Annotated in this window: 2 protein-coding genes and 1 pseudogene; 2 read left to right on the top strand and 1 reads right to left on the bottom strand. The window is 64.0% G+C overall.

Annotated features, from left to right (window positions below):
• Positions 1 to 366, top strand: a 366-nt coding sequence (locus tag EOA24_RS43585; RefSeq protein WP_245501950.1) for a class I SAM-dependent methyltransferase, incomplete at its 5' end; no start/stop codon positions are given.
• A 38-nt stretch (positions 367 to 404) separates the two neighbouring features.
• The gene (locus tag EOA24_RS43580; RefSeq protein WP_245467031.1) at positions 405 to 740 is read left to right on the top strand and encodes a hypothetical protein; all 336 of its coding nucleotides are present in this window, start codon (positions 405 to 407) and stop codon (positions 738 to 740) included.
• A gap of 6 nt (positions 741 to 746) precedes the next feature.
• Here the strand turns inward: EOA24_RS43580 and blaOXA are convergent.
• Positions 747 to 1,558 (bottom strand): annotated as a pseudogene (gene blaOXA, locus EOA24_RS36800) (class D beta-lactamase).
• Between the last annotated feature and the right edge of the window lie 206 nt (positions 1,559 to 1,764).

The raw sequence follows: 1,764 nt of genomic DNA, 5'->3' as shown, positions 1-1,764 counted from the left end.
CCCTACGCGCTCCCGATTCTGGGCGAGGCTGCGCCAAACGCCGGGGAACTCTCGCGGGAAGACGAACATGGCCGCCGCATGCGCCTGTTCGTTGCCTCACGCGCCCGCCTTGCCGAGGACTGGCTGGCGGCGGCGGTGCGACGCGGCGTCGCCCAAGTCGTGGTGCTTGGCGCCGGCCTCGACACTTTTGCGCTGCGCAATCCATATCCCGACCTCGCGGTCTTCGAGGTCGATCACCCGGCGACACAGGCTTGGAAGCGCCAACGCATCGCCGAAGCCGGTCTTGCCGAGCCGGCCGGCGCCGCCTTCGTGCCGGTCGATTTCGAACGCCAGAGTCTGGCAGGCGAATTGGCGGCGGCAGTCTGAAAGCGAACGAGCCGAGCTTTTTCATCTGGCTGGGCGTCGTGCCCTACCTGACGCGCGAAGCGATTTTTGCCACGCTTGGCTACATTGCCGGCCTCGCCGGCTCGGAGGTCGCCTTCGACTACAGCGAGCCGGCCGGGAATCGTGGCGCCGCGGGCCGAGCGACGCTTGCCTTCTATGCGGCGCGCGTCGCGGCGGTCGTCGAGCCCTGGATCAGTTTCTTTGTTCCCGATGAATTGGCGAAGTCGCTCGCGGATCTCGGCTTCGACGATATCGAGGATCTCGACAACGGCGACATTGCCGCCCGTTTCGCCAAGCTGCCGAGCACCAAAAGCAATTCCGGCGGGCACATCCTGCGCGCCCGCCGCAGCATCTGAGAGAGGCTACTTCACCAGTTGCGGCAAATCTTCAGGAACGCCGCGCGCGTCGCGAGACCTTTCGGCTGGTCGGCACGCTTGGCATCGACGACCAGCCTTGCAAAGACGATGCGGCGCCCGCCCTTCTCGGCCCAGCCGACGAACCACCCAAGCGAGCGCCTGCCATCCTGGCCAAGCCGGGTGCTGCCGGTCTTGCCCTGCACCGTCCAGTCTGCTGCCGCGAAGGTCGGCAGGATTGCCCTGGTCATTTCATGCGCCTTCGCCGACACCGGCATCTTGCCGGCGAGCAGTTGGCGCAGGAACGCCGTCTGCTCGACCGGCGATATTTCGAGCGAGGAATTGATCCAGGATTGCGTCAGTCCGTTATCCTTGCCGGCATCGCCCGAGACGTCCTTGTTGCCATAGCCGAATCTCGACACGTAGCCGGCGAATTTTTCGGCGCCGAGCCGCCGCGTGATCTCGCGCGAGTACCAGACGATGGAATCGCGTTCCCAGATCGTTGGATCGACGGTCTTCTGGTCGCGCTTCGCCGCCTTGAATTCCGGCTTGTAGCCCCAGCTCGGCGTGTGCACTTCGCTTAAGATGCCTGCGTCATAGCCGATCAGCGCCAGGGGCACCTTGAACGTCGAGGCCGGACTGACGCGCTGATCGCAGACGCCGTCCTGGTAAAGCGTGGCGCCGCTTTGCGCATCCTGGATCAGCGTGCAGCGGATGTCGTTGAGCGGCGCCGATTGCGCCCGCACCGGCAAGCCGAGCATCCAGGCCAGAAGGAAAAGGACGATGGCAAAAATGAAGGGATAGCGGTCCATCTGGCGCATGGCGAAGTCACTCCGGTATGAGATTGCGGGAGCGGCTTAGCGAGGCGACTTGTCTCGATTTTGTCTCAAATTGGCAATGTTTGTGCAGCTTCGCGTTAACCCTACCGGACCGTTAAAATCCGGTCCGCATCACGGCGAAGCAATCAGATTTCGGGGTCGCCGCGCCTTTTGCCGATCCGCCAGTAGCGCCAGGGCATGAACCAGAC

The sequence above is a fragment of the Mesorhizobium sp. M2A.F.Ca.ET.039.01.1.1 genome (genome assembly GCF_003998035.1).
Taxonomy (GTDB): domain Bacteria; phylum Pseudomonadota; class Alphaproteobacteria; order Rhizobiales; family Rhizobiaceae; genus Mesorhizobium.
The sequence above is the reverse complement of the archived record's forward strand: the minus strand, read 5'-3'. Positions and strand labels throughout refer to the sequence as shown.